Annotated in this window: 28 protein-coding genes and 1 tRNA gene; 11 read left to right on the forward strand and 18 right to left on the reverse strand. The window is 44.8% G+C overall.

The annotated features are described in order from the left end of the window. Nucleotides 1–10 precede the first annotated feature (10 nt). A complete protein-coding gene (locus BLV62_RS13405; protein ID WP_089762423.1) occupies nt 11–592 on the forward strand; it encodes a redoxin domain-containing protein in 582 nt (193 codons plus the stop codon). A gap of 1 nt (nt 593) precedes the next feature. On the opposite strand, the gene BLV62_RS13410 is transcribed toward BLV62_RS13405, so the two are convergent. The 3 genes from BLV62_RS13410 to BLV62_RS13420 are packed head-to-tail and all read right to left on the reverse strand — an operon-like array spanning nt 594 to nt 2,393. Next, nucleotides 594–839, reverse strand: coding sequence for a hypothetical protein (locus tag BLV62_RS13410; protein WP_089762425.1), 246 nt, complete (start codon nt 837–839; stop codon nt 594–596). A gap of 25 nt (nt 840–864) precedes the next feature. Further along, nucleotides 865–1,464 (reverse strand): class I SAM-dependent methyltransferase, encoded by a 600-nt coding sequence (locus tag BLV62_RS13415; RefSeq protein ID WP_089762427.1) that lies wholly within the window; start codon nt 1,462–1,464, stop codon nt 865–867. Between the two features lie 44 nt (nt 1,465–1,508). Then, nucleotides 1,509–2,393 carry an AraC family transcriptional regulator gene (locus BLV62_RS13420; protein WP_089762428.1) on the reverse strand — a complete coding sequence of 295 codons (885 nt, stop codon included), beginning with the start codon at nt 2,391–2,393 and terminating at the stop codon, nt 1,509–1,511. Nucleotides 2,394–3,027: 634 nt separating this feature from the next. Between BLV62_RS13420 and BLV62_RS13425 the strand changes: the two genes are divergently transcribed. The 5 genes from BLV62_RS13425 to BLV62_RS13445 all read left to right on the forward strand — a co-directional run bounded on the left by BLV62_RS13425 (nt 3,028) and on the right by BLV62_RS13445 (nt 6,620). Continuing rightward, nucleotides 3,028–3,720, forward strand: a complete 693-nt coding sequence (locus BLV62_RS13425; protein WP_089762430.1) for a helix-turn-helix transcriptional regulator — start codon at nt 3,028–3,030, stop codon at nt 3,718–3,720. A 50-nt stretch (nt 3,721–3,770) separates the two neighbouring features. After that, on the forward strand, nt 3,771–4,157 hold the full coding sequence (gene tssD / locus BLV62_RS13430; RefSeq protein ID WP_089762432.1) for a type VI secretion system tube protein TssD: 387 nt from the start codon (nt 3,771–3,773) through the stop codon (nt 4,155–4,157). Between the two features lie 348 nt (nt 4,158–4,505). Further along, the gene (locus BLV62_RS13435) at nt 4,506–5,309 is read left to right on the forward strand and encodes a TapB family protein (RefSeq protein WP_089762434.1); all 804 of its coding nucleotides are present in this window, start codon (nt 4,506–4,508) and stop codon (nt 5,307–5,309) included. A gap of 11 nt (nt 5,310–5,320) precedes the next feature. Beyond that, a complete protein-coding gene (locus tag BLV62_RS13440) occupies nt 5,321–5,848 on the forward strand; it encodes a cupin domain-containing protein (RefSeq protein WP_089762436.1) in 528 nt (175 codons plus the stop codon). Nucleotides 5,849–5,864: 16 nt separating this feature from the next. Then, the gene (locus tag BLV62_RS13445) at nt 5,865–6,620 is read left to right on the forward strand and encodes a hypothetical protein (protein WP_139170153.1); all 756 of its coding nucleotides are present in this window, start codon (nt 5,865–5,867) and stop codon (nt 6,618–6,620) included. Nucleotides 6,621–6,664: 44 nt separating this feature from the next. Here BLV62_RS13445 and BLV62_RS13450 read toward each other — a convergent pair whose 3' ends face one another. The 4 genes from BLV62_RS13450 to BLV62_RS13465 form a co-directional block, all read right to left on the reverse strand. Continuing rightward, entirely contained in the window at nt 6,665–7,387 is a 723-nt protein-coding gene (locus tag BLV62_RS13450) for a LytR/AlgR family response regulator transcription factor (protein WP_089762441.1), read from the reverse strand. Further along, nucleotides 7,377–8,426 carry a sensor histidine kinase gene (locus tag BLV62_RS13455; RefSeq protein WP_225889577.1) on the reverse strand — a complete coding sequence of 350 codons (1,050 nt, stop codon included), beginning with the start codon at nt 8,424–8,426 and terminating at the stop codon, nt 7,377–7,379. Before BLV62_RS13455 ends, BLV62_RS13450 begins: the two co-directional genes overlap by 11 nt. A gap of 104 nt (nt 8,427–8,530) precedes the next feature. After that, complete coding sequence (locus tag BLV62_RS13460) at nt 8,531–10,390, reverse strand: tetratricopeptide repeat-containing sensor histidine kinase (protein ID WP_089762445.1); 1,860 nt, start codon at nt 10,388–10,390, stop codon at nt 8,531–8,533. A 195-nt stretch (nt 10,391–10,585) separates the two neighbouring features. After that, entirely contained in the window at nt 10,586–10,918 is a 333-nt protein-coding gene (locus tag BLV62_RS13465; protein ID WP_089762448.1) for a winged helix-turn-helix transcriptional regulator, read from the reverse strand. 82 nt (nt 10,919–11,000) lie between these two features. On the opposite strand from BLV62_RS13465, the gene BLV62_RS13470 reads away from it, so the two are divergent. After that, entirely contained in the window at nt 11,001–11,744 is a 744-nt protein-coding gene (locus BLV62_RS13470; RefSeq protein WP_089762450.1) for an SDR family oxidoreductase, read from the forward strand. Nucleotides 11,745–11,777: 33 nt separating this feature from the next. Here the strand turns inward: BLV62_RS13470 and BLV62_RS13475 are convergent, their stop codons facing one another. From BLV62_RS13475 to BLV62_RS13495, 5 genes are all read right to left on the reverse strand, one after another. Then, nucleotides 11,778–12,338, reverse strand: a complete 561-nt coding sequence (locus BLV62_RS13475) for a dihydrofolate reductase family protein (RefSeq protein WP_089762452.1) — start codon at nt 12,336–12,338, stop codon at nt 11,778–11,780. A gap of 71 nt (nt 12,339–12,409) precedes the next feature. After that, the gene (locus BLV62_RS13480; protein WP_089762453.1) at nt 12,410–13,174 is read right to left on the reverse strand and encodes a helix-turn-helix domain-containing protein; all 765 of its coding nucleotides are present in this window, start codon (nt 13,172–13,174) and stop codon (nt 12,410–12,412) included. 74 nt (nt 13,175–13,248) lie between these two features. Beyond that, the gene (locus BLV62_RS13485) at nt 13,249–13,701 is read right to left on the reverse strand and encodes a VOC family protein (protein WP_211117745.1); all 453 of its coding nucleotides are present in this window, start codon (nt 13,699–13,701) and stop codon (nt 13,249–13,251) included. A gap of 64 nt (nt 13,702–13,765) precedes the next feature. Next, nucleotides 13,766–14,581, reverse strand: coding sequence for an AraC family transcriptional regulator (locus BLV62_RS13490; RefSeq protein ID WP_089762455.1), 816 nt, complete (start codon nt 14,579–14,581; stop codon nt 13,766–13,768). Between the two features lie 115 nt (nt 14,582–14,696). Next, entirely contained in the window at nt 14,697–16,433 is a 1,737-nt protein-coding gene (locus BLV62_RS13495) for a hypothetical protein (RefSeq protein ID WP_089762457.1), read from the reverse strand. Between the two features lie 200 nt (nt 16,434–16,633). On the opposite strand from BLV62_RS13495, the gene BLV62_RS13500 reads away from it, so the two are divergent. Together BLV62_RS13500 and BLV62_RS13505 are read left to right on the forward strand one after the other, a co-directional pair. Next, complete coding sequence (locus BLV62_RS13500; RefSeq protein ID WP_089762459.1) at nt 16,634–17,569, forward strand: NADP-dependent oxidoreductase; 936 nt, start codon at nt 16,634–16,636, stop codon at nt 17,567–17,569. A gap of 4 nt (nt 17,570–17,573) precedes the next feature. Further along, nucleotides 17,574–18,482 carry a helix-turn-helix domain-containing protein gene (locus tag BLV62_RS13505; RefSeq protein WP_089762461.1) on the forward strand — a complete coding sequence of 303 codons (909 nt, stop codon included), beginning with the start codon at nt 17,574–17,576 and terminating at the stop codon, nt 18,480–18,482. Nucleotides 18,483–18,570: 88 nt separating this feature from the next. On the opposite strand, the gene BLV62_RS13510 is transcribed toward BLV62_RS13505, so the two are convergent. From BLV62_RS13510 to BLV62_RS13525, 4 genes are all read right to left on the reverse strand, one after another. Further along, nucleotides 18,571–18,657: transfer RNA gene (locus BLV62_RS13510), tRNA-Ser, on the reverse strand. A 91-nt stretch (nt 18,658–18,748) separates the two neighbouring features. Then, a complete protein-coding gene (gene aqpZ / locus BLV62_RS13515) occupies nt 18,749–19,378 on the reverse strand; it encodes an aquaporin Z (protein ID WP_089762464.1) in 630 nt (209 codons plus the stop codon). A 188-nt stretch (nt 19,379–19,566) separates the two neighbouring features. After that, a complete protein-coding gene (locus BLV62_RS13520; protein WP_225889578.1) occupies nt 19,567–20,619 on the reverse strand; it encodes an asparaginase in 1,053 nt (350 codons plus the stop codon). Nucleotides 20,620–20,645: 26 nt separating this feature from the next. Then, nucleotides 20,646–21,416, reverse strand: coding sequence for a TatD family hydrolase (locus BLV62_RS13525; RefSeq protein ID WP_089762466.1), 771 nt, complete (start codon nt 21,414–21,416; stop codon nt 20,646–20,648). Nucleotides 21,417–21,521: 105 nt separating this feature from the next. Here BLV62_RS13525 and BLV62_RS13530 point away from each other — a divergent pair, with 105 nt between their 5' ends. Beyond that, nucleotides 21,522–22,436: a hypothetical protein gene (locus BLV62_RS13530; protein ID WP_089762467.1), complete on the forward strand. Its 915-nt coding sequence runs from the start codon at nt 21,522–21,524 to the stop codon at nt 22,434–22,436. A 244-nt stretch (nt 22,437–22,680) separates the two neighbouring features. Here BLV62_RS13530 and BLV62_RS13535 read toward each other — a convergent pair whose 3' ends face one another. After that, complete coding sequence (locus tag BLV62_RS13535; RefSeq protein WP_089762469.1) at nt 22,681–23,307, reverse strand: polysaccharide deacetylase family protein; 627 nt, start codon at nt 23,305–23,307, stop codon at nt 22,681–22,683. Nucleotides 23,308–23,427: 120 nt separating this feature from the next. Between BLV62_RS13535 and gltX the strand changes: the two genes are divergently transcribed. Further along, nucleotides 23,428–24,960 (forward strand): glutamate--tRNA ligase, encoded by a 1,533-nt coding sequence (gltX, locus tag BLV62_RS13540; RefSeq protein ID WP_089762471.1) that lies wholly within the window; start codon nt 23,428–23,430, stop codon nt 24,958–24,960. A gap of 187 nt (nt 24,961–25,147) precedes the next feature. On the opposite strand, the gene BLV62_RS13545 is transcribed toward gltX, so the two are convergent. Continuing rightward, complete coding sequence (locus tag BLV62_RS13545) at nt 25,148–26,815, reverse strand: glutamine--tRNA ligase/YqeY domain fusion protein (RefSeq protein ID WP_089762473.1); 1,668 nt, start codon at nt 26,813–26,815, stop codon at nt 25,148–25,150. Between the last annotated feature and the right edge of the window lie 50 nt (nt 26,816–26,865).

Below are 26,865 nucleotides of genomic sequence, written 5' to 3' on the forward strand. Positions count from 1 at the left end.
AATAAGTATTATGTCTACAGTTTCTTCTACGCTTTACAGATACGCAGATTACCTGGAAACCCCGGTACCCGAAAATTTCCCCAGCCCTAACCGCAACAGGGAACGTATTAACCCATTAACAGCAGGTAATTATTTCCCCGAAATTCCCGCAGAGGAAGGAAATGGTATTGAATTATTCGGCCAGCCTACCGTGGTAGTGTTTTACTCATGGCATTGGAACAGGTACGGAGATCGTTTATGGGAGGAGTTAAAGCAATCCCAGGCCGCCATAGAGGCAGCAGGGGCCAGGCTGCTGATCATATCTGCGGAAGATAAGAAGCAGGCGAAGGCTGTCCACCCCGAAAACTGGGAAGTGGATGTAGTATATGATGCACAATTCCGTATAGCCCGCAAAGTGGGTTTATACAACGATACAGACCCGATCTGGGGCCGTGTTGCCGGTGTAAATGAAGATGTGCCTACGCCTGCAGTTTATGTATTGAACGCTGCATCAGAGATCAATTATGCATTTGTAGATACTTATTTACAATCGGCTTTACCGGTTGAAGAAATCGTAGCGGCAATCGGCAACCAGCTTGCCAAAAGGGCATAGATCAGGCCATTTCGCTATGCGTGCTTTTACGGGTTTGCAGCAGCGTATATTTGTAGATGCTCCATTGCAGGCTATTGCAATCTAATGGAGAGAGTGCCGATATTTTATTTTCCAATACAGGAAGTATTTCCTGGAATAATGACTGGTGTTCTTTTTCGGCAGCTGCCAGTATCTGGTCTGCCTGTTCGTAATTTGTAGCTGTAGAAAGTTTAGCTATTATCTGTAAAGCATGTTCCTCTGTCGTCATAATAGTAATTTTTATATAGCGTATCCTATCTTCTGATCCACATTTTTAGCATTAAGTCGTTAGATGCATCTACCAGTTGAAAACAAGGCGGAACTTCATCTTCCAGACTATGGAAAGTCACTAACCGCGTGCCGCTGGCGCAATTTTCCAGTTGTTTGAACATATAGCGGCAATAGTAGTGATATATGCTGGCAGAATATTCTACTGTATGATCTATATGATCCTGATCTGTCAGATTTTCAAAAAAAGCATTGTAAAAATAGAAGCCGTCGTATTCTGAGAAGTTGATTTGCGTAAAATTCCCCTGTATAAAAAAGGCGTTATGGATGTTGGTGGCTGCTTTAACATCCTGCGCATACTGGTGCAGGTCGTTGCGTTGTTCCACTCCATAAAAGTAAGCCTCGGGGTAATGACGTGCTCCTACCAGGCAAAATTTACCCACTCCGCTACCAATATCCAAGATTTTTTTGCCGGGCGCATATGCAAGGAAGCGTGCGGCTGTTTTAGCGATGCCCAGGGGCGTCCAATGCCGTTTCGAATGTTGTTGCACCTTTTCAGGATACAGCCAGTCAAACGCCGCGTCATTAATAAAACAGTTTGGCTTTAAAAACATAAAGTTCTGCATGCGGCCGCAAAGTTAAGCTTTTAACGCAAGGTTTGAAGCATTTTTTAAACAAAGGTTCTTGTGCCCGACGCTGTATACGCCATCCTGAACTCTTTTGGCGTACAATCTTTTTTCTTTTTAAAGATCCTGTTGAAGTTGGAAATATTATTAAAACCGCACTTGTATGCTATTTCATTCACCGTATGAGTGGTGTCTATTAACATCCTGCTGGCGTGTCCGAGCCGTATTTCGATAAGGGTATCCACGAATGTTTTCCCGATTCTGGCCTTGAAAAACCTGCTGAAGGCAACTTCTGTCATAGATGCCAGCCTGGCAGCCTCACCCAGGGAAACATTTTTATCGAAATTGGCGTTCAGGTAGTTCATAATCTTTTCCACTCTCCTGCTATTATAGGAAAAGGACTCTACGTTGCCGAAAGTGGCGTCGGAAAGGATGCGCATATTCCGGCTGGTCGAAAGGTCGTGGAGTATCGACATCAGCTCCAGCACCGAATCGAACCCCTGTTGCTGCGCCAGCTTCATCAGCCTCGGCATCAGCAGTCTGGTGGTTTCTGTCGAAAAGAGGATGCCGCGCAAAGATTTCTCAAACATATTCCTGATAAAACTCATCTGGTTCCGTTGCAGGAATTTCTCGTCGAACAGGTCGCGGTGGAACTGTATGGTGATCTCTTTCATCAACCGCCCGTCATGCTTGTGATTGAACCAGCCATGTTGCAGGTTAGGCCCTACCAGCACCAGCTCCAGCTCGTCGATCTCTTCTATATGATCGCCGATAATACGTTTGGCTCCCTTTCCGTACTGGATAAAATTCAGCTCAAACTCATCATGATAATGCAGGGGAAAGTCGAAATCCCTTTTCTCCCTGGAGAACAAGGTAAAGCAGTCGCTCTGTGTCAGTGGTGTTATTTCCCTTAAAATTTTACTCTTCATACTAAGATGCGAAGCAATTTGGTACGTGGAATAGGTTATTCAACCAGATAAAAAAACATTATGAAATTAAGCATTAGGTATGAAAAAAGAAAATTTCTGTAAACTCTTTTAATTGCCAGGTTTAGACGATATTATATCATGGTTCAAAATAACGATGCCAGTTGTTTAAGTGCGATGAATGGATAAAAAAGTATTATAATTTAGATAGAATACCCCCTGGCCTGTGACAGGGAAAGATCAGGCAGCCTCGTTTTTCCAGGGGAACGCTGCGGTAAAAAATAATTACCTGCCCGGCGCGGAAAGACTGCCATACAACTCCCTCGCCTCCCCGCAACACTTCTTTATTAAGTACAACTCACTCAATACATTGCATATAACGTAAACGGGTATACTGTTTTAAGGTCATCTTTCTTTACTAAAAAATAAAAAAATACTTAGAAATAGGTATTTGACAGATTGTCGGGCTGTCTTATATTTGCACCAATACTACTTAAGTCGATAAACTTTTTAATATATCACCATATTTATTTCCCCAAAAAAGGGTCTATTCACCAGAATGGACCCTTCTTTTTTATACATTTGTTATAACAATTAGTCACACTGCTTTCACCTATACAAGATCAGCACCGCTTACATGACAGAGCACAGAGAATTCGATAGTACTACGAATGGCCTGATGGAGAAGCTGCAGGCCTTACAGTTAATTGATTCAGAAATTCCAGCCGTTATAATCGTTATGAACGTTATGAAGAATCATGTAGAATATATGTCGCCCCGCGGCAGGCAGGAACTGGGCGTATCGCTGGACGAACTAAAAGCCATGGGTGAATCCTACTACACCAGGTTCTTTAATCCCCACGACGCGGCAGATTATGTTCCCAAGATCGAAAAGATGCTCCGGGCGCCCGCATCAGCCAACGAAGCAGTTACTTTTTTCCAACAGGTCAGAACGGCTCAATCGGCCGACTGGGCCTGGTACCTGGGATCTACCAGGGTTTTTATCCGCGACGCAAACGGCCTGCCTACACATATCATTACCTGCGTGATACCCATCGATCCGCTGCATCATGTTACAAGTAAAGTTAACAGGCTGCTGGAAGAGAACAATTTCCTGAGACGCAATCAACATATCTTTGCCGTTCTCACCAAAAGGGAAAAAGAAATACTGCGCCTGCTGGCTCTCGGTTTCAGCGCTTCCGAAATAGCCGTAAAGGTTAATATTTCCGAGAAAACCGCCATCACCCACCGCCGTAACATCAAAGCCAAAATCGGCGCCCAGTCGAGTTACGATATAACCAGTTTTGCACAGGCATTCGACCTGATCTGATAACTTATCCTTAAGTTTGCGCTTTCTTCATTTGTTAACCTAATACAACCATGTCTTTTAAAGCCACATTAAACATTGACGGAGAGGAATTGAACATCCTTGAATGCAGGTTTTCCTTATCCCAGCAGGTCGATTATTCCGGCAAACCCATTGCCAGGCCTAAAGGAGGATTGATCCATCTGCTGGTCGAATCTACAGGCCATACCAGGTTATTTGACTGGATGATCTCCAACACGCTTACAAAAAGCGGCAGCATCGTCTTCTTCAGGCGGGATGCCATGTCGAAACTTAAAACATTGCAGTTTACAGACGGATACTGTATTGGCTACAGCGAGAAATTCAACGCGGTGAACGAACAGGCTATGCAGATAAACCTTGTGTTATCGTGCAGGGAACTGCATCTGAACCATGCCGTGTACCAGAATCCATGGCCTTGAAAAAGTAGCGGCAGGCGCTTGTTTAAAGCGCCGCCGCTTATAACAAGTGATGAGCGATGCTTAGTAAATCAACTCCTGAAGCCCCCGGACCGCAAGAATCTGATTTGAATACAATGATCTTCAATTGCCGGTATAAATAACAGCACTCCTATCCCCATATATCCGTAAATAACAGTTTTGTCGACGAACTGCATTATTTATCATCCGCATTGCAGCTAATTCAGCGGAAGTGCGGTTCATGCCCGTTTTCAGGTCGTAAATACCGGTGTGCCCGCCTTGTGTCCATAGTGCTTGCAGAGAAAAAATTTTCGATCCAATATTGCAGTGTCAAAACAAAAATTTCACAAAATGACAAGAAGTAACAGTTACCCCAGTTTATTCAGATCAGCAACCCTTATAGTGGCGCTGGCAGGTTTATTAACAGCTTGTAAAAAGGACAAGAACAAAACAGATGATCCCGGAGGAGGGAATAACAAAGAAGAAAGTTATATCCCCGAAAACAACAAAAAGTATGTGTACGAACTGACAGGCGGAGATGAAACAATGAACATGACTACATGGGTAGCCGGTTCAAAAGACTCAGCGGGCCTTAAAGTTTACTACGTTGCTACAAAGGCAGTCAGCGAAGACATAGAAGTGACCTCCAACAGCAGCACTTTCGTAACAAACGGTAAAACAGTTTACGGCATGAATATACCGGAGTTCTGGTATAAAGCCATTGCCGACCTGATTGCAAACGGCTATACCGTTGAAGAATCTACTATGATCGGTTACCCCGCATACCGGCTGTACGAAAATCCTATGGAAGTAGGCAGGAAATTAACATTCCAGGGAGAGGCAGAACAAGGTTTAAAACTTAAACTGAAAACAGAAGATGGCCAGACCCTGGAGTTGACACAAACTGTAAAATACTACGGCGGCGAGGTGAAAGCAGTTGAAGATATTACAGTGCCTGCAGGCAAGTTCAAATGCACCAAGTTCGTGAACGAATACGACACCAGGATAGTGCTGAAGCTCGGTCAAACCGTAATGACGGATGAAACACACAGGACCCAGGAAACTACCTATATGGCGCATAAAATCGGGCCTGTGAAAACAGTATCAGTATCTGAAGGCGAAACTACCACCACTCAATTGAAAGCGATCCAGTAGCAAGGTCTTTTATGTGCGATCAAACGATTAAGAACCTGGTAACCGGTCAGGCTATCAGGTTCATTGAAACCAATGATAATTCCCTGGAAATACAATCGACCTACCTGCCTTTTTCAGTAGAACCCCCCATTCATTACCATCCGTTCCAGGATGAGTATATACAGGTAGTGGAAGGAGAACTGACAATAAGGATGAATGGGGAGATCAATGTTTACAGGCAGGGATCGTTGATCCACATCCCCAAAAATATCAGGCATAGTACATGGAATTCAGGTTTCAGGAAAACCATTGTCAACTGGCGGGTGGAGCCGGCCATGGATACCGCGGTATTCCTCCGTACCATGGCCCGGCTTTCTAACGAAGGAGCCACAGACAGCAAAGGACGGCCTTCACTTCCTGTTATGGTATACCTGCTGAAAAGATATGGAAAGACATACCGGCTGGAGCAACCTGCCTACCTGGTACAGCAACTCCTGTATATATTATTATTCCCCATTTTCTGCTTAAAAAAATTTAATAGCAGATTTAATAATCCCTAAAAAAGCAATGAAGCACTTGAAAACAATTTTATCTCTGTTTGCATTATTCTTTTGTTTTGAACTGGCAACAACAGCCCAGGTAAAATCAACTCAAAAGAAGCCAGCCCCAAAAACTAATGCTAAACCAGCTGCAGTCAAAAAGCCGGCGTCACAGCCGGCGACTACAGCTAAATCTACTGACGCATCCACTACTGTTAATTCCAAAAAAACAGAAGACGTTGCTCCTAAAACCGAAAACCCGCCTGCTGAATCTAAACCAGCAGTTACTTCCCAAAAAGAAGAGAAGGTGTCTGTTACCCCATCGGCTTATAACAGCCAGCAGGCACTTTACTCTTCTGCGGTTGGACTGAAATTCCTCTGGGGAGTTGCCGTAACCGGGAAGCATTTCTTCAAACCAAATCATGCTGCTGAGGCGATATTCAAAATACGGGGATACCGTAATGTAGGTACAGATCTGACCTTATCGTTACTGTACGAATATCATGGAGATATACCCGTGTCCGGCCTCCGGTGGTTTGCAGGCGCCGGTTTGTTCGGCGGGCGGTTTACTTTGAAGAAGAAATACAGGGATGTTTACGAAGCATATTATGGTAAAAAAGGAGAAACATATTATGGACTTACCGCCATACTGGGCGCTGAATACAAGTTCAGGGGCTTCCCTGTAGCGGTGAGCGCCGACTGGCAACCTTCATTCCTGCTGAAAGACGGGTATGATGATAATAGTGGTTTCTCTGCCGAATATGGTGGAATCGGTATTAAATATACTTTTTAGGTTTACGTTTGACAAGCGCCTGGAATTATTTCCGGGTGCTTTTTTTATATATTTTTCAGCCGCTTGTGGCATTCTGTTTTGTAATTCCTTCCTATCGGTAATTCCATTCCCAACAGCTCTATCGAATATGCATGGTAGCTTTCTATCTTTTCTGTAGATACAATGAAAGAACGATGGATGCGCATGAATTTTTCTTCGGGTAACAGCTCTTCCAGTAAGCTGATCTTTTGTTTCGATATCAGCACCTTATCTTTCAACACCACTTTTACATAATCTTTCAGGCTTTCTATCCAGTAAATATCTGCAACATTAACTTTCACCATTTTTCTTTCTACCCGCAGGTACAGGAAGGTGTCGTTCTTTTGATCGGCGGGTTTTTCCGCGATGCTGATCTTTTGAGAACCGTTCACCTTGAACAGCGCAAATACTTTGTCTATGGCTTTCAGGAACCTGTCGAACGGGATAGGTTTGAGCAGGTAGTCTACCGCACTGAGGTCGAACCCTTCCAGGGCATAGTCCTGGTATGCAGTGGTGAAAATTACCTTAGGCGGGTGCTTAAGACTGCGAATGAAATCAGTTCCCAGCAGGCCGGGCATTTTTATGTCAAGAAAGATCAGGTCGATCTTGTTTTGTTGCAATACCTGGAATGCCTGGATGGCATTGTTGCATTTACCGATCAGTTCTATCTCGGGAAAATTTTCAGTGTACTTTTCAATCACTTCAATGGCGTGGGGTTCGTCATCCACGATCAATGTTTTAATTCTCATTTTGTACCAGATTTTGTTTGAGGTCCAGTTGCAGTATTACGACGAATATTTCTTCTTCATCGAATACCTGCAGCTGATGCGCATATGGGAAAAGCAGTGCCAGCCTTTTTCTTACGTTATCCAGGCCTATTTGTCCGCCTGTTTTTTTATTGCTCTCCGGCGGTTTGCTATTGGATATTTTGAATTTCAGTTTATGTCCTTTAACCGACAGATCTATATTGATCCAGGCATCTTCCACGGTTTCGCTGGTGCCGTGTTTAAAAGCATTTTCTATCAGCGGGAGCATTAACAGGGGCGGGATCCGCTGATCTGTTATCCGGCCGCTGACGCTGAAGTTAAGGTCTAAACGCTCTTCATATCTCAGCTTCTCCAGCTCTACGTAATGCTGCATGATCTCAACATCTCTTTTTAATGCAACATTATCTGTACTGCATTCGTATAACATATACCGGAGTATATCAGATAATCCCAGTACAATAGCGGGCGATTGTGTGGATTGCTTCAGCGTAAGCGCATAGAGGTTGTTCAATGTATTGAAGAGGAAGTGCGGATGTATCTGGCTTTTAAGAGCGCTGAGTTCAGATTGTACGGCCAGTTGCCTTTTTTCGTACCACATCTGCACAAATTTGAGTGATACGGCTACCCAAACAACCAGGTTGCTTTGTTCCAGCGCGTTAACTATGTAAATTGGTTTGGTCAGTTGCTGCCAGAATGTGCCATCCAGTTTATGCCATTGATAGTCGGGCCGTTCTGCCCTTACCGCTTTCAGGATAAACGGGTCTGTGAACCCTATTTCCAGCAGCCTGAAAAGCAAAGCGGCAACAAAGGCGTTGAACAACAGGGATAAAAAGAGCTGGGGGTATTTCCGGCGATAAAGGAAGCGCGGAAGTATCCAGTAAACGATAGTATAGAAGTAAGCGATGTGTACAGGCAGGATGGAGAGGATCACGATCAGGGAAATGCCATAGTTGGGCATACCCATACCATAAAAAATGGTGAGTACGAAAGTGACGATTATCCAGAAGATAATATGTTTCACAAGTGTTTGGGTCATTTTAGTGCATAAACAGATACCAGCAAAGATATATCCTCTATCTGCATTGTTTTTATATCGAAGATATACCGCAAATTTTCATCGATCAACTACATCCTGCCTGCTTTATTTGGTTCAAGTTCGATCTTCATCACTACTACAAAAACGTCTTCTTCATCAATGATCTTCAGGTCATATTTACCCCGGTAAAGGATATCCAGGCGTTTGCGTATATTATACAGTCCTATATTTCCATAATCTGAGCGCTGTGCATTGCCGTCGGCGGATGGTAATTTATTGTTGGATATTTTAAACGTAAACCTGTTGTCTTTAATGCCCGCGGAAATATTGATCCATCCTTCCTCGGCCAGTTTGCCGATGCCGTGTTTAAATGCGTTTTCTACCAGGGGAAGAAGCAATAATGGTACAATGTTATGATTTTCCAGGTTACCCGATAAACTCATATTCACTTCGAGATGATTGCCATAGCGTATTTTTTCTAACGAGATATACCGTTCAATCATCTTCAGTTCTTTTTCCAACGATACCGTGGTTGTATTGCACTCGTACAGGATATACCGCAGTATATGCGAAAGCTCCATTACTACGCCCGGAGATTGATCGGATTTGTTGAGCGTCAGGGCGTATAGATTATTGAGTGTATTGAACAGGAAATGAGGATGGATCTGTGCCTTTAAGAGGCTCAGTTCTATCAACTGGTTTTTGTTCCTGTAGATCAGGTAGATGATGATACAGCCGCTTACCAGCAGGGTGATGGCTACGATGGAGATCAGTATCAGCCTGTTCTTTTTCTGCAGTTCAATGTTCTTATTGCTTATCAGCAGCTGTTGCTGAACAATGGCTTTTTCTTTGTTAGAGCTCTGGAATTTGATTTCCGCCTCATGTATTGTTTTCTGGGTCTTTTCGTTGATAATAGAATCATTGAGGGCGGTATACCGTTTCAGGAACTTTAAGGCCTCTGAAGCGTTGTTGAGCTGCTCGTTGATCTTTGATCCCAGTTGGTATACTTCTTTCAGATCGTTTTTAGGCATCAGCTCACCAGCCGGTACAATGACCTTATCCAGGTATTTTTTCGCTAATACCGGTTCGTTAAGATTATAGTACGAATAGGCCATTCCATAGTCTGTATACATCTGGAAGTCTGTATTCGGCTCCTTTTTCAGCATAGCGCTGGCTTTCTCATAGTAAGTGATGGCTATATGAGGCTGCATGATCTTGTTGTAGATCTCTCCTACGTTGATGTAGGAATAAAGCAGCAGATCGGCATCCTCTTTAGATTTAGCGATATTGATCACCTGTTTAAGATGAGCGATGGCCGAGTCGTATTTATTGTCCAATACTTCGCTGGAAGCCAGGTTGATCATACTTCTGGCTGTAAGGAGGGTGTCTTTTAGCGCCATCGCAATGGCTACGCTTTTGCGGGAATAATAAAGACTGTTCCGGGCGTCGCCCAGGTCTAGGAACACGGAGGCCAGGTTGTTATAATATTTGCGGAGATTGACGGAGTCTTTTAGTCCTTCAATGAGCCTGATGCCTTTTAACATGCTTTCGGCAGCCAGTTGCAATTGTCCCAGCGACCTGTATTGGATAGACATATTATTGTAGGCATTGGCCGCCCCGGCGTAATTGCCGGATTGCTGGCTTATGCTTAACTGCTCCTGGGATACCTGCAAGGCCTCTTTATACCGAAGGCGGGAGAAAAGCAGGTTTGCATAATTGCCCAGGCATTTTATCCTTTCTTTAGTGAGGTTCAATTCTTTGGCCCTGGCGTTTGCCTTCAGGATGTAATATTCAGCCGAATCGGGTTCATTGGCATCCAGTTTCTGTGTGGCAATCTTCAGCCAGGTATGAATGGCGTTAGTATCCGCAGGTTGTTGTCGGGCATCGCTATTCCGGCAATCCAGTATCAGAATGAAAAGAAAAAAGCAGAACCTAAAACAGTACTTCATAAAGGGGCTATAAAGTGTATAGCGTTAACCAGCCGCCAAGATAATGCATCCTGGGGGTATCTCTATGGCTCATCGATGAACGGTAAGGTTTTGTCGATCAACTGCAAGGTAAAAGCTAATTTGTATTTAGAAATTTTATTATATATCGGTTTGTAGCGGCCGGCCTGCCAATGCAGCTTTACCAGTTTGCGACGCCTATTTCTGGATCACTATCTTCTTATGCTTTTTTCCCCAGTTGATCATCTCTGTAATGATATTGCCAAATGAACGGCAATACTCGGTAGGCTCGTATTCTACCAACACAGGAGTATCTGTATATACCGTTCTTTTCACAAGCTTGTTCATTTCCATTTCTTTTAGTTCTTTCGACAGCATCCTGGTAGTGATCCCGGGAATACTGCGTTCAATTTCCCTGAACCGCCTGTTACCGTTGCAGATGGAGTTGATGATAGGCAGCCGCCATTTGCCCCCGATGAAATAAAGGGTGTCTTGCAACGCCTGTAATTCTTCTTTCTGATTTCGTAACATAATATTATACCTGGTATACTTTGTTATACTGGTTACAAAAGTATATCAATTTGCCGATACCTTTGTCAAAAACTTATCAATCATGAAAGAATTAAAAGACAAAATTGCGATCGTAACAGGCGGGAATAGTGGAATTGGCTACGCTACAGCCAAAGAATTGGTAGCGCAGGGAGCAACAGTGATCATTACCGGCCGGCGCAGGGAAGCTATAGAAAAGGCGGCTGCAGAAATAGGAGCCTTGCCGTTTGTAGCCGACCAGGCAAAGATTGAAGACACCGCCCTGCTGTTCGACGAGGTGAAAAAACAATATGGAAAAGTAGATATCCTGTTCGTCAACGCCGGGATAACCGGTGTGCAGTTGCCTATAGAACAAATGACCACGGAGAACTTCGACAGTGTAATGGGCATCAATTTCAGGGGAGCTTATTTCACCCTGAGCAAATTCATTCCCTTGTTAAGCGATGGCGCTTCCGTGGTAATCCTCTCTTCCATTGTGGCTTCTACCTATCATGCCAACAGCTCCGTATACCAGGCAAGTAAAGCCGCGCTGAATTCCATTGCTAAAACGGCGGCGGCCGAGCTGGCGGCAAGAAATATCAGGGTGAATATCGTAAGCCCCGGCCCAACCAAAACAGAAATACTGAGCAAGTCGGGCCTGGATGAGGATAGTCTTCAGCAGTTGACCAGGCAACTGGTATTACAGATCCCGCTGAAAAGAATGGGAGCGGCCGAAGACATAGCCAAATGGGTAGTTTACCTTTCAGGCGATTCGGCCAGGTTTATTACTGGCGCCGAGATCACCATGGACGGTGGCCTGACGTTGTAAGAAACTGCAAGGGGCTTACCGGAAGCCCCTTGTTTATTTGGCTTTTACAACCGGCTTGTAAGTAAGCTGCAATACATTTTTCTCCAATGCCTGCGAGTTCACCAGCTCCAACTCACAATTCACCTGCTCGCTGAATAGTTTTTTCCCTTCCCCTACAATGGCGGGATTAACCAGCAATTTCAGTTCGTCTACCAGTCCCGCTTCCAGTAAGGGCTTCAGCAGGCTGGAACTTCCCTGCAGCAGGATATAACCATCGCCGTTTTTTTTGATCTCAGATAAAGCCTCAACGAAATTGTTGCCAAGGACTTCCGTATTGTTCCAGGGGCCATTTTGAAGCGTGGAGGATACAACATATTTCTTGCCCTGGTTCAACCTGTCGGCTACTCCCTGTTCGTTATGGGAGAACGACGACCAGTAAGGATAGAGCATTTCGTAAGTGGTTCTGCCGTACAACATGATCTCGCAGTTGTTGATCGTGTCCTGGATATATTTTTGTCTTTCAGCGCTGTCAAATGGCATCCACCATTGAGGCATATAATTGGCGTCAAAAATTCCATCTAAAGACACCCATTCGGTTACTATAAGTTTACGCATATCATTTATTTTGATACAAATTTGGGGAAAAGGGAGATGGCGGTATAGAACAAACCCGACAAAATGGAATTTCAGAGTCCTGAGATCAGGTCCAGGTATTCTTTAGGGGTAAGACCGGTGAATTCTTTAAAGGTGCGGATATAATGGCTTTGATCGGCATACCCGTTTTCGAATGCAATATCCGCAAAGCTGGAAAACTGCCGCCTGTTCAGCTGTTGGAATGCTTTGTTGAACTGGTTTATCTTCCTGAATTGATTGGGTGATAATCCTACACTTTTTTCGAATAACCGCTGGAAGGTTCTTTCGGTTACGAAAAGTTCCTTTTGTGTTTTTAACAGCACATCTTTGAACGGCTGTTCAATGATCTGTTGAGTGGCGTACCTGATCAACTGATCATCTGTCCTGATCCTGGCGATAAGGGAAAGAAAGTATTGATCGATCAGCTTTATCATCTGTTCCACATCTCCCGCATTCAATAACTGTTCCTGGAAGGAATGGGAAGAATAGACGAGTTGGAGGTCAATAGGCTTGTCTTTTAGCTCGCTGGCGGGGATACCGAACAGGGAGTTGATGGCGTATGGCCGGAGGAAATAGGCAATGAGCGTAAAGCTTTCGTTAATGAGCAATTGTTCGGGGGAAACCGTTTGCCCGAACAGGGTCAGGTGATTTGCTGAGTCCCGGATCCTTCCTTTGGCTGTCTGGAACAGTAAAGTAGGGCATCCGTTGGCGTATAGCGGTAAGGAAAAAGGGTTGGCAAGCTGATGCTCTTCTATAACAAGAATGTTTTGTACATATTCTGAAACCTGTTCAGTGGGTGTTAGATATGTTACTTTCATCCTGTTCTGTTTAGCCTTCTAAAGATAAAAAGAAATAGGGAAAGGATTGATGCTTTCCCTGTCTATATTTCCGGCTATTCCTGTGCGGTATATTTTACAATATCAATTCCTACCCCGTTAGGGTCTTTTATGGCAAAATGCCTGTCGCCCCATGGCTCATCCCTGATAGCTATAATGACCGGGACCTCTTTCTTTTTAATTTCTTCATACAATTTGTCGACATCCTCTACTTCAATTGTAAGGTACATTCCCTGGCCCGGGAATGGTTTCTGGAACAAGGGCTGCTGACTTGGGTGATCGGGCAGTAAAAAGCTTATTTCGGCTGTTTTACCGGGAGTGTGCAGAAGAAGATAGAATTCATTTTCGAAAGTCACGCCGAAGCCCAGGACCTTTGTGTAGAAGTCCTTACTTTCTTTCAGCCTGTCGGTTACGATACCTGCATTCAGTTTCATGGCGGGTTTATTTTTTTGAGAATAAGCGCCTGTTGCCAGGCAAATTGCTACAAATAGTACAGTAAGTTGTTTCATAATTCCTAATGATGGAACAAAATTCCATCTTACCGGGAATACAACATTGTAAAAATCGGACAAACTATCTTCCGAATGCTTTGGAAGGAGTTACACCATAAAAATTCCTGAATTCCTTAATAAAATGCGCCTGGTCGTAATACCCTGCGTCAAAAAATAGTTTGTTCTTTCTGAGGCTCTGGGTGGATGGTTTGGCCCTGAGTATATGCTGGAAGCGAACAACCTTGCTGAAGGTTTTAGCGGTATCTCCCACGTAGTAGTCAAACAGCCTTCTCAGCTGCCGGGAGCTGATCCCGGTATCAAGTCCCTGTTCAATATCTATTGTACCGCAATGCCGCAATATCAGGTGTATGGCGTCGTACAGCCTGTTATCGTGGTTGAAGGAGGTTTTGGAAAGAAGATCCAAAAAATAGCGATCGAATATTTCTTTAATCTGTGCAGGCGTTTGTTCAATACCCAGGTGATTGCTGATAAAATCTGCCGTTGAAGGAATTACGTTATCCAGTTGTTCGAACCGGTTGCTGAGTTCTTTTGCATTTATTTTGAACAGTTGAGGGAACATGGTTGGAAGGAAACGTATGCCCACATAGTTGAAAACATTGCCCAGGGGGAATTCAGTGAATTTTTTGCAGAATCCCATGACGTAGCTGTCCCTGGGGTTGTTGAGTTCAAAATAAATATCAATGCATCCATCGGCTACTACCCGGTAAATAAACTGTTCCGATAGTGCTTGGGTTGTCCGGAGTTGCCAGTAGCAGTAAATGAATTGTTGCAGTCCCGGAGCCGGCATAAGTTCTGCATACGTGACATGATCGGCCGACTGTTTAACGGTTGGTTGAACAGGGTTATATAATTGCCGGATGTCTGATAGTTGATGCAAGGCAGAATGTTTAGGGCAAGATTAGAAAAAATCTGCCTTAATTTCAAAAGCCTTTGGTTGAAAATAAAAAGCCTCGCGTCTTGTAACGCGAGGCCCGAAAAATTCTTAGGCGCTATTACTCCATTGAGATTTTAGCTACGGCTATTTTGCTTTTACCGATCATCCTGTCTGATTTTCCAACCATATACATATCATTTCCTATAACCGCGCCTAACCTTGGCATAGCGGTGGGTACATCTTTATTGGAGAAGAATGTTTTCCTGGAGAGCTTTCCTGTATTCTCGTCCAGGTCCAGAACATAGCAATCTGTTTTCGAAAAACGAACGGTCGATTTTGCCTTTTGCCCGGCTTGTACGATACCGGAATTTTTGGTGTTATCGTTGAAGAGGATGTGAATGGTGTTGCCGGATTGAATTGCGCCAAAGCCGGAGTAAAATGGCCGGTTGCCTTCCGCGAAGTAGCTCATATGCATGCTGAACCCATAGCCCGGAGTTCTGTAGCTGCCATATCGTATTACCTCCCGTTGCATTTTAGGAAGTATCTGCAACCAGTTGATATTCCCTGAGGCATCGATTTTACACATCAGGAGGTCTCCCGAAATGTAGTTGGAATAGGTAGTGGTCGACCAGGTGCCGGGCATCCCGTTAACGCCCGAGGTATAAGATTGTGAGGTGGTGATGTAATGATGAAAATGTTCTGCAAAAATAACAAGCCCTTTATCTTCTGTGTAGAAGATGTTCCTGAACTGCATATATTTTGAGAATCCTTCGCCTTCATCCTTTAATTTGGCGAGGCTTTCACGCATTTTTCTTTCTTCTTTACTGTCTTCTTTATCATCTACATCCTCGTTATTATCGTCATCCATACCGTTCAATAACGAATTGTTGATAGGTTTATCGCTGGTTGATATTGCTGTTCCGTCGGCGGTATTAATTCTTTGAACCAATAGGCCGTCTATGGTCTTCCCTTTTTTCTGATTGCTGTAGAAGGCAGCAAGTACGAGATCTTTGTTTTTTTCCTGTACCAGCTTAGTACTGATAAGCCATTTGCCGTTGATGGTTGTATTGAGCTCTGATTGTTGTTTCCCTTTATCGTTATAGATTCGGATGTTGTAGTTGGTAAAATCAAGGAATTTCTTTTTTTGTTTTTTCCCTTCTTCATATTCATACATCCGGCCTACAAGGATGATCTTACGGTCGCTTGTATACAGCAGGTCTTCCAGCTGGTATTTGTCTTCTTCAAACTCATTGGTTAAAGTTACGGGGCGGCCTGCTGCTCTCAGGTTCTTGCCCAGTTCCTGCACTTTATAAATATTTTTCTCTGCACCCTTTACGCTGCTTACTATTAAAACCCTTGAACTGTCGGCATTGTAAGTGATCTTAAAGTCGATGTCATCTTTCTTCTCTTCTTTGAGAAACGAAGCAACCTGTCTGAACTCCCCTGTTAATTCCCCTGTATTTTTATCTATTGCGGACGCATAAATTTCAAGGGTTCTGTCTCGTTTGCTGTAATCTGACGAGAAGAGATATAGTTTATCCTCGAACGGAAGGAACTGTACAAACTCTTTTCCGCGCAGCTCTTTATTGAAATCGTTACGATAGACTTCTTTCAGGTCTTTATCTATCTTCACGAGCGAGGCGGATTCTCTCATAGTAGCGCCTACAACGAAATATGATTTCAGGGCGGGATGGCTTTCCTGCAGGTAGGCGGCGTTCTTTTCTACGGATATCACCCGCAGGTCGGTACTGCCTTTACGAAGATTGAATTCATCGCCCCATTTGATAGAAGTTTTTTGGGCATAGGCAGAAAGGCTAAGGAATGCTACACTTAGGGATAGGTAAACAAGTTTCATTCGATTTGATTTTAGGTATAAGGCAATACAATACTATAACAATATTTGCTGATTACAAGAAAAATCGGGACATGAAAATTTGGGGAGGAAGATTGCCTGGAACGATCACTTAGATAGGGCGATAGGGCGCTCTCCGTTTAGGCTAAACATTAACCCGTTTTGGCTAAACCACGATTGCGATTTGTTCCGAATTTTGAACCATGAAAGCATATTTATTATACGAGGCCGGCGGACCTGACAAGCTGGTGCCCGGCGAAGCACAGAAACCTGCTTTAAAAAGCGGTGAAGTTCTGGTTAAGGTTAAAGCCATTGGCATAAACCCAGCGGATGCAATTTATCGCAGCACCCCCTCATTTATCAATCATATATTCGGCGACCAGCGACCGGTTATAATGGGTTGGGATATAGCCGGAGAGGTTGTTGAAAAGGCTGAAAATACGGATGGATTTGAGATTGGGGACGCAGTTTTTGCGCTTCTTCAAAATGCCGGCGGATATGCAGAATACGTGGCTGTAGATGCGGGGTTGTTAGCCCATAAACCCGGGAATATTACATTCGAGGAAGCTGCTGCCGCTCCAATGGCCGGATTAACTGCCTGGCAGCCATTAGTGCACGGAATGAATATCAAAAAAGGCGATAAGATCCTCATTCATGGCGCTTCGGGCGGAGTGGGCCACTATGCAGTGCAGATAGCCAAATACCTGGGTGCGGAGGTAATTGCGACCTCTTCCGCCAGGAACCGCGATTTTGTAATGGCTCTCGGCGCTGACAGGCATATCGATTACCAGGCTGAAAATTTCTGGGAGGTAGTTAAAGATGTTGATTGGGTGTTTGATACTATAGGCGGAGAAACTTTAGAACGTTCTATTGATATTACCAAACCGGGTGGTTCTATTATTTCGATCTTAGCTCTGCCAGATAAGGAACTGGTATCCCGGGCAAAAGAAAAAAAAGTAAATTTATCTTTAAGAGCGTTACAATTTAACGGAGCAGATCTTAGAGCCTTCGCCGATCTGATGTCTAAGGGCCTGATAAAATCCCACATCGCTAAAACTTATCCTTTTACATCTATCGCGGAAGCTCATACCCAGGTAGAAACCCGTCGTACCGCAGGAAAAATTGTACTTACAATTTAGCTGAATGATTCATCAAATAAAAACAATCGGGCAGTTTTATAAATTAAGAAATTTACCTCCCCCTGAGCATCCATTGATCAGTGTTGTAGATATTGCTACCGCTCCGGTATATAGCCAAATAGAGTCGGGAAATGTAGTCTTTGGCTTTTATGTAATATCTTTTAAAAGCGGCTATACGGCAAGGGAAAAATATGGTTTGCAACCGGAGGGGTTTGACGGGGGCGTGTTAGGTTTCCGGGCGCCGGGACAGGTAGTAAAAGTTGAACCGAACAAGGCTGTAAGTTCGGTTGCCTCGGGATGGATGCTTTGCATTCACCCCGATTTTTTATTACAAACATCACTTGCCGGGAAGATAAGGAGCTACGATTTTTTTTACTACGATTTCAATGAAGCCTTGTTCTTGTCTGATGAAGAGCAAACTATAATAAACACCATTGTTGCAAATATTGCTAACGAGTTCCAGAAAGCCAGGGACGGGTTTAGCCAGAAGATAGCGATTGCTTTGATCGAGGCATTGCTGACATATATCGAACGGTTTTATCAACGGCAGTTTAAAACGAACAAGGTTGCCAGTCACAAACTACTTGACAAATTAGACGACCTGCTGAACCGGTATTTCGATAGCCACAAGCCGTCCAAGGAAGGGTTGCCAACAGTTGCAGTTTTAGCGGAAGAGTTAAACGTTTCTCCACATTACTTAAGCGCCATGTTGAGGTCAATCACCGGCAAAAATACGCAACAGCATATCCATGAAAAGCTCATTGTTAAAGCCAAAGAGTTATTATCTGCTACCGATATGTCAGTTAGCGAAATTGCTTACGCATTAGGCTTTGAGCATCTGCAGTCGTTCAGCAAGTTGTTTAAAACAAAAACGGATCAATCGCCTTTGGAATTCCGGCAGTCGTTTGGCTAGCATTGGTACAGCCGTGATTGGTTATGGGTGTAGTAGCGGCTATAAACAAAAAGCCCCCAAGTCTTTCGACCTGAGAGCTTAAAGCTTGCGGAAGAGAAGGGATTCGAACCCTTGATAGGCTTTCACCTATACACACTTTCCAGGCGTGCCAGTTCAACCACTCCTGCACTCTTCCGTGATTATCTTTCTGAAATAAGTGGAAAACGGTTGAATTTTCCTTTTCAGGGTTGCAAAGATAATCTTTTCATTTGTATTTCAAATTTTTTTTAATTCCTGTCGTAAAGTTTCCAGATCCCGCCGCCTATCAGGCCTCCAACGATCGGACCAACAATGAACACCCAAAGCTGGGAAATAGCATGTCCGCCAACAAAAAGGGCCGGGCCGATGCTCCGGGCTGGGTTCACTGATACCCCGGTTACAGGAATGCCTACAATATGAATGAGAGTAAGGCAAAGGCCGATGGAAATACCCGCAAATTTTGTGTTGGCGTTGTTTTTACTGGTGCTGCCGTGAACCACTACCAGGAATAAGGCAGTAAGTACAATTTCGGCTACCAGCCCGCTAACCAGCGAATAGTGGTCGGGTGATCCGTCTTCTACTCCATTAGCTCCGAGACCGTTGGCAGCCAGGCTGTAATCCGCTTTGCCCTGGGCAATGAACAGGAGCAGGGCTGACGCAATGATAGCTCCCAGTACCTGAGCAACTATATAAGCGCCGGCGTCTTTACCGGTTATTTTGCCTGTCGACAACATCGAAATGGTGATAGCAGGATTCAGATGGCATCCTGAAATATGCCCGATCGCATAGCACATAACCAGAACGGATAAACCGAAAGCGAAAGCGATTCCCAGGAAACCTACATGCGCCCCGGCCAGAACCGCGCTGCCGCAGCCCATAAAAACCAATACAAAGGGCCAAAAAGTTCTGCGATGAATTTTTGAGTTAGCGTTACATTCATAACGAGGTTAATTTAGTTGTGGTGAAATTGAGATAATATATCTGGTTAACTACAATTATAACAAAAATGTTCAACGATAAGAGAGGAAAGTGGGGATTATGCGGTACATAACCCCCCTTCGAAGGTCTAATATACCTGGATCGGAGTTAATTCACCCCTGAGAGAGGTCTCCAATTGCTTCTTGGTTTCTTCTACAGAAAGGCCCTGGCCTAATACAAACATCATCTTGGTAATGGCGGCTTCAAAGGTCATATCATGGCCGCTTACAACCCCTATTTCAACCAGGTGCTGGCTCGTTTCATATTTGCCCAATTCAACAGATCCGCCATCGCATTGGGTGATGTTGATCACAATAGCGCCTTTGTCAATAACTTTCTTAAGACTTTCTATAAACCATGGCTGGGTATTGGTATTCCCGCTTCCAAATGTTTCCATTACTACCCCTTTCAGACCCGGAACGCTCAATATAGCTTCCACGGCGCTACGGGTAATACCAGGGTATAACTTAAGCACAGTAATATTTGTTTCCAGGTCTTTATGCACCTTCAAAGGCTTGGTAGGTGTAGGCAGCATGAACTGGGGTCTGAACTTGATGTCGATACCTGCTTCTGCAAGGCGGTTATAGTTCATGGAGTAAAACGCTTCAAATTTCTCTGCGTTATACTTCTTGGCCCTGTTACCCCTGAAAAGCGAAAAGTCGAAATAGATGCAAACTTCCGGAACCATTGATACATTACTGCCATTATGCCTGCTGCAAGCGATTTCCATGGCTGTAATAATGTTTTCCTTGGCATCTGTACGGATCTTGCCGATAGGGAGCTGGGAGCCTGTAAGGATCACAGGTTTGGAAAGATTTTCCAGCATAAAGCTCAACGCCGAAGCAGTGAATGCCATGGTGTCGGAACCATGTAAGATCACGAAGCCATCGTATCTATCATAACGGTCTTCAATGATACTTGCTAATTCAACCCAGATCTCTGGCTGCATGTCGGAAGAGTCGATAGGCGGATTGAACGTATACACGTAGAAGTCGATTCCCATCCTGTACAGTTCCGGCAGATTATTCCGTATTTCATTAAAGCCTATAGGGCGGAGCGCTTTGGTTTTGTCGTCATAGATCATACCTACAGTTCCGCCAGTGTAGATGATCAGAATTTTACTCATTTTACTGGTAGCCATCGCCTGCAAAGGTATTCACTAAACAGTTAGAGCGTTTTGAATAATTTGCCGGCATTACTGCTTGTTATAACTGCTACTTCTTCTATTTTTAGATTTTTTATATTCGCGATCTTCTCGCCGATCAATGGAATGTACGAGCTTTCGTTGCGTTTCCCCCGGAATGGTACCGGCGCCAGGTAAGGCGAGTCAGTTTCCAGCACCACATGTTTAAGGTCAATAGCCTCCAGCAACTTATCCAGTCCTGCTTTCTTGAACGTAACAACTCCGCCGATCCCCAGGTAAAAGCCCAGGTCAATAACTTCCCTGGCTTCTTCCAAAGTGCCGGAAAAACAGTGGAATACACCGCTTAAATTCCCGTCCTGCAATTGCCTTACTTCATCTATCGCTTCCCTCGTGGCTTCCCGGCTATGAATGGATACCGGCAACTTATACTCCCTGGCCAGCTTCAATTGCTCTCTGAAGGCTTTGTACTGCTGGTCAAGCAACGATTTATCCCAGTAAAAATCCAACCCTATCTCTCCCACTCCCACAAACGATCTCTTTTCAAACCACGACCTCACCAGCGCCAATTGCACATCTACTTCTCTTGTTACATAGCACGGATGAATGCCCATCATAGCATATACCTGCCCAGGAAATTCAGCTTCCAGCCTCAGCATCGCATCTATTGAATTCTCATCTATATTGGGCAATAACAGCTTATCCACACCCAGGGCTACCGCTCTTTCTACCATTGCAGTTCTATCCGTGTCAAATTCTTCTGAATAAAGGTGAGTATGGGTGTCTATCCAGTGCATATTATATTTTTCTTTTAAATTTGTATTTTCTTTAATATTTAAAGCCTATCTTTATATTTACAAAGGTACAGACCGAAAAACCTAATTGCTAAAAAAACCTAAACTATGAAAAGCTATTTCAGTACAAACCGTGTGCTGGCCTGGACGTTTGCAGGAGTGGCGGCAGCCGCCGTTTTCTTCGCCTGCAAAAAGGAGGTAACCACCGACACAGCTCCTAACAACCAATCAGATAATAACACTATTGCTGCCGTTCAACATGAAGCTGTGGTCAGCGCCATGTATGGCGACCTGTTTGAAACAGTATCTACTGTTGCCATTTCCCAGGGTACGGCCATTCCCGGCGCCCGCCAGGCGCAGCCATCCGGCAACCTTGCTGAAGCAGCTCCCTGCCCGTTTGCCGAGTTGCTCGATGCAACAGGCGACACCTGGCCAAAAAGGGTAAAAATAGATTTCGGTACTTCCTGCCTCGATAATTACGGCAACTACCGCAGCGGGGTATTAAACGTAACTTTTAACGGTCCCCTGTTCAGCGGCACTTCTTCTGTAGTAGTGGAACCAAGCAATTATAAAGTCAACGGCAAAACCGTTAAAGGCAATCTTACCATCAGCAACGCTACCTATACCAAAACTACCGGTATCAGGTATACGCTGGAAGTAGCCAATGGCGAGGTTAGCCTGGCCGATACAATTATCGTGAAGTATGCTACCAAAAGAACCGTGACACAAACAGCAGGCTTCGATGTAAACGCGCCTGTGCGCAACCCGATAGACGATGTATTCAGCGTAGAAGGCACCGCCAGCCTGTCTTACAACCAGGGCGGACCTGCAGGCGAAACAGCTAATTTCACTACCGTTACCCCTTTGATCAAGAAATGGGCCTGCGAACATATAAGTAAAGGCAAACTGAAGGTAGAACTGAACAAGACAACAGGAGTGATCGAATATACAGATACAAATATCACCTGCAGCGGTACCGCTACCATCACCGTGGGCGACAAATCCAAGGAGATCAAATTATAGTTTCACGCAAAGGCGCAGAGAGGGGCAAAGAGGCATAAGGATTTTTTTAAGAGGCATAAGGATTTTTTAAGAGAATAAGAAAGCAAAGGGATAGAAGATTGTGTTATATTAATTAATACAATTTTCTATCCCTTTGCTTCTTAATTAATTTTATAAAAAACATCTTATGTCTCTTAAAAAACATCTTATGCCTCTTAAAAAAATCCTTATGCCTCTTTGCCCCTCTCTGCGTCTTTGCGTGAAACTAGAACTGCAGAGCCGCCGGCTCCAATCCTTTTTTCTTGCAGAATTCCAGGATGCGGGGTAAAGCGTATTCCATCCGGTCCCAGGCCTTTGTACTATCATGGAATACTACTATTGAGCCTGGAGCGAGCTTGAATACAACGTTCTGAACACAGGCTTCTCCATTGATGCCGGTATCGAAATCGCCGCTTAGCAGGTCCCACATGATGATCTTAACGCCTGGTATTTTATCCTTGAGTTGACGGATCTGGAACGGGGTAATACGCCCGTACGGGGGTCTGAACAACGTTGAAGAGATATATTTGCCGGCTTCCAATACATTCTCTATATACTTCTCTGTACCGGTTTTCCAGCCATTAAGATGGTTGTGGGTATGATTGCCGACCGCGTGGCCTGCTTCCAGTATTTGCTGGTAAATACCAGGATGTTCAACAACATTCTTTCCTATGCAAAAGAAAGTAGCTTTAGCCTGGTATCTGGCTAATTGCTCTAAGACAAAAGGAGTGGCCTGCGGATGGGGGCCATCATCAAATGTCAGGTATACTTTATTGCCGGATGGGGGCATATTCCATATACAGCTTTTGTATACGGCCTTCAGGATTCCGGGAGTTTTAGTAAGATAGAACATATACTGCAATATACTTATTGTGCCGGTGCTATAACGCGGCTCCGAAAATTTTTAATTCATTAATAATCCGTAGGCTATTCGCTTAATTGTCTAAAACCGAAATGCTTATCTTTGCCGTCTATGAGTCACAAAAAAGTAAGAGTGCGTTTTGCACCTAGTCCTACTGGCGGTTTACACCTTGGCGGTGTCCGTACTGTGTTGTTTAATTATTTATTTGCAAAGCAGCATAACGGAGATTTTGTGCTGCGTATTGAAGATACAGACCAGACACGTTATGTGCCTGGCGCAGAGGAATACATCTATGAATGCCTGCGCTGGTGCGGTCTGAATCCCGACGAAAGCCCCGAAGTAGGCGGTCCTTTCGCCCCTTACCGTCAAAGTGAACGTAAAGCCAATTACAGGCAATATGCAGAAAAGCTGGTTGCATCCGGCCACGCTTATTATGCTTTCGATACGCCGGAAGAACTGGAAGAAATGCGTACCAGGCTGAAAACGCCTGAAAATCCGTCTCCGCAGTATAACCATGCGGTAAGGGAAAAAATGCGCAATTCCCTGACCCTTCCGGATGCAGAAGTACAGGAACTGCTGGCGAAGAATACGCCGCATGTGATCCGTATCAACATGCCAGCCAATGTAGACCTGACATTTGTTGATATGGTGCGTGGAGAAGTTACTTTCAATACTTCCCTGGTAGATGATAAAGTATTGCTGAAAGCTGATGGTATGCCTACCTATCACCTCGCAGTAGTGGTAGACGATTACCAGATGCAGATCTCTCATGCCTTCAGGGGTGAAGAATGGCTGCCTTCAGCACCTGTACACCTGCTGCTATGGAAATACCTCGGCTGGGAAGAACAGATGCCGCAATGGGCGCACCTGCCGCTGATACTGAAACCAGACGGTAATGGCAAGCTAAGCAAAAGGGATGGCGACAGGCTCGGATTTCCTGTATATGCGATGAACTGGACAGATCCTAAATCAGGTGAACTCACCAAGGGATTCCGTGAAATCGGCTTCCTTCCTGAAGCATTCATCAATATGCTGGCTATGCTGGGATGGAACGATGGTACCGGCCAGGAGATCTTCTCCTTACAGGAACTGGTAGAGAAATTCAGTATTGAAAGAGTACATAAAGCAGGAGCAAAATTCGACTTCGAAAAAGCTAAATGGTTCAATCACCAATACATCCTGCATAAAGACAATGAAACGCTGGCAGCCCTGTTCCAGCCTGTTTTAGCAGAAAAGAACATCCAGTCAGACCTTTCGTATATCACCAAGGTAACAGCCCTGGTAAAAGACCGCTGCTATTTTGTTAACGATATCTGGGAACACGGTTTCTTCTTCTTCGAACGCCCTGCGGCCTACGATGAAGCAGCTGTATTGCCAAAATGGAATGATGATAAAGCGGCCTTCTTCAATGCCTGGTCTGAACAACTGGCAGGCCTGACTACGGCCACAGACGTTGAACTGGAAGCGGCATTCAAAGCATTGGCAACAGAAAGGAACCTGAAAATGGGAGACGTGCAGCTGCCATTCCGCATCATGCTGACAGGCGGCAAATTCGGCCCTCCGGTCTTCAACATCGTAGCCACCCTGGGCGTAGAGGAAACCCGCACCAGAATAGCTAACGGGCTCGCAGCCTTCTCGAAGTAGGGGTTGCACGCAGAGACGCGGAGAGGAGCAAAGAGGCAAAGGACATTTGGATCGAAGCGAATAATAAGAAAGCAAAGGGATCGAAGATTATGTTATATAACACAATCTTCGATCCCTTTGCTTTCTTAATTATTTTCTTAAAAAAAATCCTTTGCCTCTTTGCTCCTCTCCGCGTCTCTGCGTGCAACTACGCTTTCTTGGACTCCTTGGCCCAGGTATCCTTCAGCGTTACGGTGCGGTTAAAGACGATCTTGTCTTTAGTGCTGTCCGGATCTACGGAGAAGTATCCTTTACGCAGGAACTGGAACCGGTCGCCTACTTTGGCTTCCAGCAGGCTTGGTTCTACATAGGCTTCTGGTATCACCTGCAGGGAATCGGGGTTCAGGAAGGTTCTGAAGTCAGCTTCCTCGGCGTTAGGATTCTCGCTTGTAAACAGGCGGTCGTAGAGCCTTACTTCAGCTTTGGCTGCATGTTCGGCGCTCACCCAGTGAATGGTACCTTTAACAGTGAGACCGCTGGTATCGCCGCCGCTTTTGCTTTCAGGCAGGTAGGTTGCATAGATGGTAGTGATATTGCCATCTGCATCTTTTTCTACGCTTTCTCCCTTGATGATATAAGCGTTCTTTAAACGCACCATCAGGCCGGGCCCCAGGCGGAAGTACTTCTTGGTTGGGTTTTCCATGAAGTCTTCCCTTTCTATATAAAGCGTTTTGCTGAAATGCAGGGTGCGTGAACCTGCACTTTCATCTTCCGGGTTATTGTCGGCAGTGAGTTCTTCTACCAGCCCGTCGGGATAGTTGGTGATAACCAGCTTAACCGGGTCCAGTACCGCCATTACGCGGTTGGCTGTTTTATTCAGTTCTTCCCGGATGCAGAATTCCAGCAGGCCTATCTCGATAACATGATCTCTCTTCTGTACCCCTACTCTTTCGCACAGTTCACGGATGCTGGATGCGGTGTATCCCCTGCGGCGCAAACCGCTGATGGTAGGCATACGCGGGTCATCCCAGCCTTTTACAAAACCTTCCTCAACCAGGAGCTTCAGTTTACGTTTGCTCATTACCGTATAGTTCAGGTTTAAACGGGCAAATTCGTACTGGCGGCTTGGGAATATTTCCAGTTCTTTGATAAACCAGTCGTACAGCGGACGGTGAGGGATGAATTCCAGCGTACAGATGGAATGGGTGATCTCCTCTATGCTATCGCTCTGGCCGTGGGCGAAATCGTACATTGGGTAAATGCACCATTTATCGCCGGTTCTGTGGTGATGTGCATGCTTGATCCTGTACAGGATAGGATCGCGCATGTGCATATTAGGAGAAGCCAGGTCAATTTTCGCACGGAGGGTCTTTTCTCCGTCTTTAAACTCGCCGTTCCGCATGCGTTGGAACAGGTCGAGGTTCTCTTCAACAGAACGGCTTCTGGACGGGGTTGGAGTACCCGGAGTGGTAGGCGTTCCTTTATGTTTGGCAATTTCCTCTGCTGTGGCGTCTTCCACGTAGGCCAGTCCTTTTTTGATCAGGGTGATGGCAAACTGGTAGATCTGCTCGAAATAGTCTGATGCGTAAAGCTCTGCAGCCCATTCGAAGCCCAGCCAGCGAATATCGTTCTTAATAGATTCAACGTATTCGGTATCCTCAGTTACGGGGTTGGTATCATCGAAGCGAAGGTTGGTTTTTCCATTGTATTTCTGGGCAAGACCAAAGTTCAGGACTATTGATTTGGCATGCCCGATATGGAGGTAACCATTGGGCTCAGGAGGGAAACGTGTAAGCACACGCCCGTTATTTACGCCATTAGCTATGTCTTCTTCTACAATTTGTTCTATAAAATTGAGGGACCTTTCTTCGCTCATATTTAATTTTTCTTGGAGAGCAAATGTACAAAAAAGCTGAAAGCTTTATG

The organism is Chitinophaga terrae (ex Kim and Jung 2007), assembly GCF_900107795.1.
Lineage (GTDB): Bacteria > Bacteroidota > Bacteroidia > Chitinophagales > Chitinophagaceae > Chitinophaga > Chitinophaga terrae.

Bases quoted from the DNA above. Each gene is read 5' to 3' on its own strand.
- BLV62_RS13405 (WP_089762423.1), top strand. From the start codon at position 11: ATGTCTACAGTTTCTTCTACGCTTTACAGATACGCAGATTACCTGGAA.
- BLV62_RS13460 (WP_089762445.1), bottom strand. From the start codon at position 10,390: ATGAAGTACTGTTTTAGGTTCTGCTTTTTTCTTTTCATTCTGATACTG.
- BLV62_RS13495 (WP_089762457.1), bottom strand. From the start codon at position 16,433: ATGAAACTTGTTTACCTATCCCTAAGTGTAGCATTCCTTAGCCTTTCT.
- BLV62_RS13435 (WP_089762434.1), top strand. From the start codon at position 4,506: ATGACAAGAAGTAACAGTTACCCCAGTTTATTCAGATCAGCAACCCTT.
- BLV62_RS13500 (WP_089762459.1), top strand. From the start codon at position 16,634: ATGAAAGCATATTTATTATACGAGGCCGGCGGACCTGACAAGCTGGTG.
- BLV62_RS13535 (WP_089762469.1), bottom strand. From the start codon at position 23,307: ATGTTCTATCTTACTAAAACTCCCGGAATCCTGAAGGCCGTATACAAA.
- BLV62_RS13545 (WP_089762473.1), bottom strand. From the start codon at position 26,815: ATGAGCGAAGAAAGGTCCCTCAATTTTATAGAACAAATTGTAGAAGAA.
- gltX (WP_089762471.1), top strand. From the start codon at position 23,428: ATGAGTCACAAAAAAGTAAGAGTGCGTTTTGCACCTAGTCCTACTGGC.
- BLV62_RS13520 (WP_225889578.1), bottom strand. From the start codon at position 20,619: ATGGCTACCAGTAAAATGAGTAAAATTCTGATCATCTACACTGGCGGA.
- BLV62_RS13475 (WP_089762452.1), bottom strand. From the start codon at position 12,338: ATGCGTAAACTTATAGTAACCGAATGGGTGTCTTTAGATGGAATTTTT.
- BLV62_RS13470 (WP_089762450.1), top strand. From the start codon at position 11,001: ATGAAAGAATTAAAAGACAAAATTGCGATCGTAACAGGCGGGAATAGT.
- BLV62_RS13425 (WP_089762430.1), top strand. From the start codon at position 3,028: ATGACAGAGCACAGAGAATTCGATAGTACTACGAATGGCCTGATGGAG.
- BLV62_RS13450 (WP_089762441.1), bottom strand. From the start codon at position 7,387: ATGAGAATTAAAACATTGATCGTGGATGACGAACCCCACGCCATTGAA.
- BLV62_RS13485 (WP_211117745.1), bottom strand. From the start codon at position 13,701: ATGAAACAACTTACTGTACTATTTGTAGCAATTTGCCTGGCAACAGGC.
- BLV62_RS13530 (WP_089762467.1), top strand. From the start codon at position 21,522: ATGAAAAGCTATTTCAGTACAAACCGTGTGCTGGCCTGGACGTTTGCA.
- BLV62_RS13480 (WP_089762453.1), bottom strand. From the start codon at position 13,174: ATGAAAGTAACATATCTAACACCCACTGAACAGGTTTCAGAATATGTA.
- BLV62_RS13465 (WP_089762448.1), bottom strand. From the start codon at position 10,918: ATGTTACGAAATCAGAAAGAAGAATTACAGGCGTTGCAAGACACCCTT.
- tssD (WP_089762432.1), top strand. From the start codon at position 3,771: ATGTCTTTTAAAGCCACATTAAACATTGACGGAGAGGAATTGAACATC.
- BLV62_RS13410 (WP_089762425.1), bottom strand. From the start codon at position 839: ATGACGACAGAGGAACATGCTTTACAGATAATAGCTAAACTTTCTACA.
- aqpZ (WP_089762464.1), bottom strand. From the start codon at position 19,378: ATGGGCTGCGGCAGCGCGGTTCTGGCCGGGGCGCATGTAGGTTTCCTG.
- BLV62_RS13415 (WP_089762427.1), bottom strand. From the start codon at position 1,464: ATGCAGAACTTTATGTTTTTAAAGCCAAACTGTTTTATTAATGACGCG.
- BLV62_RS13420 (WP_089762428.1), bottom strand. From the start codon at position 2,393: ATGAAGAGTAAAATTTTAAGGGAAATAACACCACTGACACAGAGCGAC.
- BLV62_RS13525 (WP_089762466.1), bottom strand. From the start codon at position 21,416: ATGCACTGGATAGACACCCATACTCACCTTTATTCAGAAGAATTTGAC.
- BLV62_RS13505 (WP_089762461.1), top strand. From the start codon at position 17,574: ATGATTCATCAAATAAAAACAATCGGGCAGTTTTATAAATTAAGAAAT.
- BLV62_RS13440 (WP_089762436.1), top strand. From the start codon at position 5,321: ATGTGCGATCAAACGATTAAGAACCTGGTAACCGGTCAGGCTATCAGG.